At 68.5% G+C, this 4,660-nt stretch carries 6 protein-coding genes and 1 pseudogene; 4 read left to right on the top strand and 3 right to left on the bottom strand.

Going from position 1 to position 4,660, the window contains the following annotated elements; genetic code table 11:
• The 3 genes and pseudogenes from ACT6S0_RS26635 to ACT6S0_RS26625 all read left to right on the top strand — a co-directional run.
• Positions 1-153, top strand: a pseudogene (locus ACT6S0_RS26635) (twitching motility protein PilT); the annotation flags it as partial.
• Between the two features lie 111 nt (positions 154-264).
• Entirely contained in the window at positions 265-1,401 is a 1,137-nt protein-coding gene (locus tag ACT6S0_RS26630) for a PilT/PilU family type 4a pilus ATPase (protein ID WP_444766745.1), read from the top strand.
• A 2-nt stretch (positions 1,402-1,403) separates the two neighbouring features.
• Positions 1,404-2,294, top strand: a complete 891-nt coding sequence (locus tag ACT6S0_RS26625; RefSeq protein WP_444766744.1) for an NAD(P)-dependent oxidoreductase — start codon at positions 1,404-1,406, stop codon at positions 2,292-2,294.
• Between the two features lie 28 nt (positions 2,295-2,322).
• On the opposite strand, the gene ACT6S0_RS26620 is transcribed toward ACT6S0_RS26625, so the two are convergent.
• The 3 genes from ACT6S0_RS26620 to ACT6S0_RS26610 are packed head-to-tail and all read right to left on the bottom strand — an operon-like array spanning position 2,323 to position 3,941.
• Positions 2,323-2,934: a BON domain-containing protein gene (locus ACT6S0_RS26620; protein WP_444766743.1), complete on the bottom strand. Its 612-nt coding sequence runs from the start codon at positions 2,932-2,934 to the stop codon at positions 2,323-2,325.
• Between the two features lie 19 nt (positions 2,935-2,953).
• Positions 2,954-3,532, bottom strand: a complete 579-nt coding sequence (locus ACT6S0_RS26615) for an SIS domain-containing protein (RefSeq protein ID WP_444766742.1) — start codon at positions 3,530-3,532, stop codon at positions 2,954-2,956.
• Positions 3,533-3,548: 16 nt separating this feature from the next.
• Positions 3,549-3,941 (bottom strand): YraN family protein, encoded by a 393-nt coding sequence (locus ACT6S0_RS26610; protein WP_444766741.1) that lies wholly within the window; start codon positions 3,939-3,941, stop codon positions 3,549-3,551.
• Here ACT6S0_RS26610 and rsmI point away from each other — a divergent pair.
• Positions 3,934-4,660: 16S rRNA (cytidine(1402)-2'-O)-methyltransferase (rsmI, locus tag ACT6S0_RS26605; protein WP_444766740.1), on the top strand; the 727-nt coding region annotated here is incomplete at its 3' end. The two genes, ACT6S0_RS26610 and rsmI, sit on opposite strands and share 8 nt — an antisense overlap.

The following is a 4,660-nucleotide window of genomic DNA, read 5'->3' as shown; positions in this document are numbered from 1 at the left end:
AAGGTGGCGCAGATGTATTCATCCATCCAGACCGGCAATTCGCAAGGCATGCAGACCCTGGACCAGAACCTGACCGACCTGGTGAGGCGCAACATCATTTCTCCGGCGGAAGCGCGCTCCAAGGCCAAGTTCCCCGAGAACTTCCCCGGCTGACCTCAATTCATAGGCAACCACAGAGGCACAGAGACACAGAGGAAGCCGACTCTCATGGCTGTTCCCTCCGTGCCTCTGTGCCTCTGTGGTTGCATTTCCTAGGATCCCATCATGGAACGCGACCAGGCCTCGAAATTCATCAACGACCTGCTGCGGCTGATGCTGTCGCGCAAGGGCTCCGACCTCTTCCTGACGGCGGAGTTCCCGCCGGCCATCAAGGTGGATGGCAAGCTGACCAAGGTGTCGCCCCAGCCGCTGACCGGCCAGCACACGCTGCAGCTGGCGCGCGCCATCATGAACGACAAGCAGGCGGCCGAGTTCGAGCGCAGCAAGGAGTGCAATTTCGCGATTACGCCGCATGGCGTCGGGCGCTTCCGCGTCAACGCCTTCCTGCAGCAGGGCCAGGTCGGCCTGGTGCTGCGCACCATCCCGTCGACGCTGCCGACCATCACTTCGCTGGACTTGCCTGTCGTGCTGCGCGAGGTGGTGCAGCACAAGCGCGGTCTGGTCATCGTCGTCGGCGCCACCGGCTCGGGCAAGAGCACGTCGCTGGCCGCGATGATCGACGAGCGCAACGAGACGACCTACGGCCACATCGTGACCATCGAGGACCCGATCGAGTTCGTGCACCCGCACAAGAACTGCATCGTCACGCAGCGCGAACTCGGCCTGGATACCGACAGCTGGGAGGCCGCGCTGAAGAACTCGCTGCGCCAGGCGCCCGACGTCATCCTGATGGGCGAGCTGCGCGACCGCGAGACCATGGAGCACGCCGTTGCCTTCGCCGAGACCGGCCACCTCTGCATGGCCACGCTGCATGCCAACAGCGCCAACCAGGCGCTGGACCGCATCATCAACTTCTTCCCCGAAGACCGCCGCCAGCAGCTGCTGATGGACCTGTCGCTGAACCTGCGCGCCCTCATCAGCCAGCGCCTGCTGCCGCGCCGCGAAGGCAAGGGCCGCGTCGCCGCGGTCGAGATCCTGCTGAACACGCCGCTGATCTCGGACCTGATCTTCAAGGGCGAGATCACCGAGATCAAGGAGCTGATGAAGCGTTCGCGCGAGCAGGGCATGCAGACCTTCGACCAGGCGCTGTTCGACCTCTACGAGGCCGGCAAGGTGACTTACGAAGACGCACTGCGCAACGCCGACTCCGTCAACGACCTGCGCCTGCAGATCAAGCTCAACAGTGAGCGCGCACGCAGCGGCGACCTGTCCACCGGCACCGAACACCTGACCATCCTTTGAGCATGAACACCCGCACCTACGACCCCGTTCCCCCGCGTCGCATCGCCTTCCTGGGCCTGGGCGTCATGGGCCATCCGATGGCCGGCCACCTGGCGCGCGCCGGCCACCACGTCACGGTCTACAACCGCACGCCGGCCAAGGCCGAGGCCTGGGTGCGGACCTATGGCGGCAGCTTCGCCGCGACGCCGGCTGCGGCGGCACAGGGCGCCGAGTTCGTGTTCTGCTGCGTGGGCAACGACGACGACCTGCGCGCCGTCGTGCTGGGCGATGCGGGCGCGTTGGCTGGCATGACGTCGGGCGCCATCCTCGTGGACCACACGACGGCCTCGGCCGCCGTCGCGCGCGAACTGCAGGCCGAGGGCGGCAAGCGTGGCATCGCCTTCATCGACGCGCCGGTATCCGGCGGCCAGGCCGGCGCGGTGAATGGCGTGCTGACGGTGATGTGCGGTGGCGACGCCGCGGCCTTCGACATGATGAAGCCGGTGGCACTGGCCTTTGCCAAGGCGGTGACGCTGCTGGGCGGGACGGGCTCGGGCCAGCTGGCCAAGATGGTCAACCAGATCTGCATCGCCGGCCTCGTGCAAGGTCTGGCCGAGGCGGTGCGCTTCGGCCAGAACGCAGGCCTGGACATGGCCCAGGTGCTGGACGTCATCGGCAAGGGCGCGGCCCAGAGCTGGCAGATGGACAACCGTGGCAAGACCATGGTCGAGGGCAAGTTCGACTTCGGCTTTGCGGTGGACTGGATGCGCAAGGACCTGGGCCTGGTGCTCGACGAAGCGCGCCGCAACGGCTCGCGCCTGCCGGTGACCGCCTTGGTGGATCAGTTCTATGCGGACGTGCAGGCGCAGGGCGGCAACCGCTGGGACACGTCCTCACTGATCAAGCGGCTGTAGCGCGGGTCTCGACCCGCGCTACACCGGTTTACTGCTTCTTTGGCGTGATGCGGGCGAGTTCTTCCTCGCTGATGATCTCGAACGCCCGCACCACCTTCTTGACGCCGCCGACCTGACGCGCGATCTCGGTGGCGCGGTTGGCCTCGCGCTCGCTCACGCGGCCCATCAGGTAGACGGTGCCGCGCTCAACGACCACGTAGAAGGCATTGCTGAGCAGGTCGCGCGCATCGATGAGCCGGGCCTTGACCTTGCCCTGGATGAGCACGTCGTTGGAGCGGCTGCTCAGCGAGCTGTGCATCGTCACCTCGGCTTCGTTGAGCACCTTGGTGACGTTCTCGACGCCGCCGACGATGCGCTCCACGGCGGCGTGGTCCGCCTCATTGCGGGCCTCGCCCGTGATCAGCGCGACGCGGTTGTAGCTGTTGACATTGATGTGCACGCGGTCGCCGAGCTGCTCGCGGATGCGCGCGCCGGCCTTGATCTCGATGGTCTCGTCCTCCAGCTGGGTGGCCGAGGTACGGCGGTCGGTGGCGACGTTGACGCCGCCCACCATTGCGCCGCCGATCAGCAGCGGTGCGCAGCCGGTGGCAAGCAGGCTGGCCAGGACGGCGGCGGTCAGAGTCAGGGAGAATTTTTTCATCGGGATTCCGTCAATTGGTTTACTCGTCGCTGCCCAGCAGTTGCAGGTCGACGGCGTCGGCCAGGGCATGCATCAGCACGCGCTGGGCTTCGACAACGCGCGGCTCGCGGCCGTGGCTGACGCGGATCTGGATGTCGGTGTCCAGCAGCAGGCCGCGCCACTCGTCGGCGGCGCCGGGCGGCTGGGCGGTCAGGGCAATGATGCTCATTTCCTGCGCATGGGCCACCGCCAGGGCCGGCTGCCAGGCGTCGCGCTGCTCGCGCAGGGGCTCGATCATGACCAGCACGTCGCCGGGGTGGCCATGGGCCTGCAGCAGGCGCGCAATGTCCAGGCCGGCGGCGTCGCGGGCTTGCGCGGCCAGGCTCCACGCGGCCAGGCCAGGGCGTTCCTGCTCGAAGCGGCCGGCCAGGCGGGCAGCCAGGTAGTCGGCGTCCATGCTGGCCAGGCCGTGCGCGGCGCAGAGGATGCGGTTGCCCCCGGTGATGGCGTCCACCACCATCTGTGCGGCCATCGCCAGGGGGCGGGCCAGTTGCTCGGCGGCCTGGTAGAGCAGGTCGGCGCTCTCGAAGAATTGCTGCTGGATGCGTTGCTCGATCATTGGGGCCGGATCATAGTCAGCCGGTATCGAAGGCGCCCTGGAGCCAGGTCAGCTGGTCTCCATCGAGTGCGACCACATCGAATCGGCAGGGCGGCGGGCAGGCATGGCGCAGCAGGTAGTGCTGGGCGGCGTAGATCAGGCGCTGCTGCTTGCGTGTCGTGACGCTGGCTGCCGCGCCGCCGTGGGACATGCCGGCCCGCGCGCGCACCTCGACGAAGACCAGCGTGCCGTCGGCCGCGCGCATGATGAGGTCGACCTCGCCGGCGCGCCGTGCCGGGCCGGCGCCGACTCGATAATTGCGCTCCAGCAATGCCAAGCCCGCGCGCTGCAAATGCGCGAGCGCCGCGTCCTCGCCCGCCAGGCCGATTTCGGCACGGTCGGGTTTCGAACGAGAGCCCCACTTGAACATCGATGCCTCTCTGCTTCGCCAGGCTGCGCAAGCCGCGGCCGGTGGCCAGCAGTATCCGGCCGCCACGCTCTACCTCGTCGCCACGCCCATCGGCAACCTCGCCGACCTGAGCCTGCGCGCCATTCATGCCTTGAGCCTGGTCGACGCGCTGGCCTGCGAGGACACGCGCCAGGGCGGCGGGCTGCTGCGCCATCTCGGCCTGCACAAGCCGCTGATCGCGCTGCACCAGCACAACGAGCGCGAGGGCAGTGCAGCGGTCATCGCGCGCCTGGCGGCGGGCGAGCGTGTGGCCTATGCGTCAGACGCCGGCACGCCGGCCATCTCCGACCCCGGCGCCGTGCTGGTGCAGCAGGTCGCGGCGGCCGGCTACCGCGTGCTGCCGCTGCCCGGCCCCAGCAGCGCGGTGACGGCGCTCAGCGTAGCCGGCGACGCGACGGCCACGGCCTTCGCGTTTGCCGGCTTTCTGCCGACCAAGGCTGGGGAGCGCCGCACGGCGCTGCAGGCGCTGCTGGGCGTGCAAGGCCAGAGCCAGGTCGTGTTCGAGGCGCCGCACCGCATCGTCGAGCTGATCGCGCTGCTGGCCGAACTGGCCCCTGAGCGCCGGGTCACCGTCTGCCGCGAGCTGACCAAGCAGTTCGAGACCGTGCACACCGCCGAAGCGGCGACGCTGCCCGCGTGGCTGGCGGACGACGGGCAGCGCCAGCGCGGCGAGTTCGTCC

The organism is Roseateles sp. (assembly GCF_052436255.1).
Lineage (GTDB): Bacteria > Pseudomonadota > Gammaproteobacteria > Burkholderiales > Burkholderiaceae_C > Pelomonas.
This window is presented reverse-complemented; position numbering and strand designations above follow the sequence as displayed.

What these genes read in the sequence shown, in the direction of transcription:
- ACT6S0_RS26625 (WP_444766744.1), top strand. Translation starts at nt 1,404, where the DNA reads ATGAACACCCGCACCTACGACCCCGTTCCCCCGCGTCGCATCGCCTTC.
- ACT6S0_RS26630 (WP_444766745.1), top strand. Translation starts at nt 265, where the DNA reads ATGGAACGCGACCAGGCCTCGAAATTCATCAACGACCTGCTGCGGCTG.
- ACT6S0_RS26610 (WP_444766741.1), bottom strand. Translation starts at nt 3,941, where the DNA reads ATGTTCAAGTGGGGCTCTCGTTCGAAACCCGACCGTGCCGAAATCGGC.
- ACT6S0_RS26620 (WP_444766743.1), bottom strand. Translation starts at nt 2,934, where the DNA reads ATGAAAAAATTCTCCCTGACTCTGACCGCCGCCGTCCTGGCCAGCCTG.
- ACT6S0_RS26615 (WP_444766742.1), bottom strand. Translation starts at nt 3,532, where the DNA reads ATGATCGAGCAACGCATCCAGCAGCAATTCTTCGAGAGCGCCGACCTG.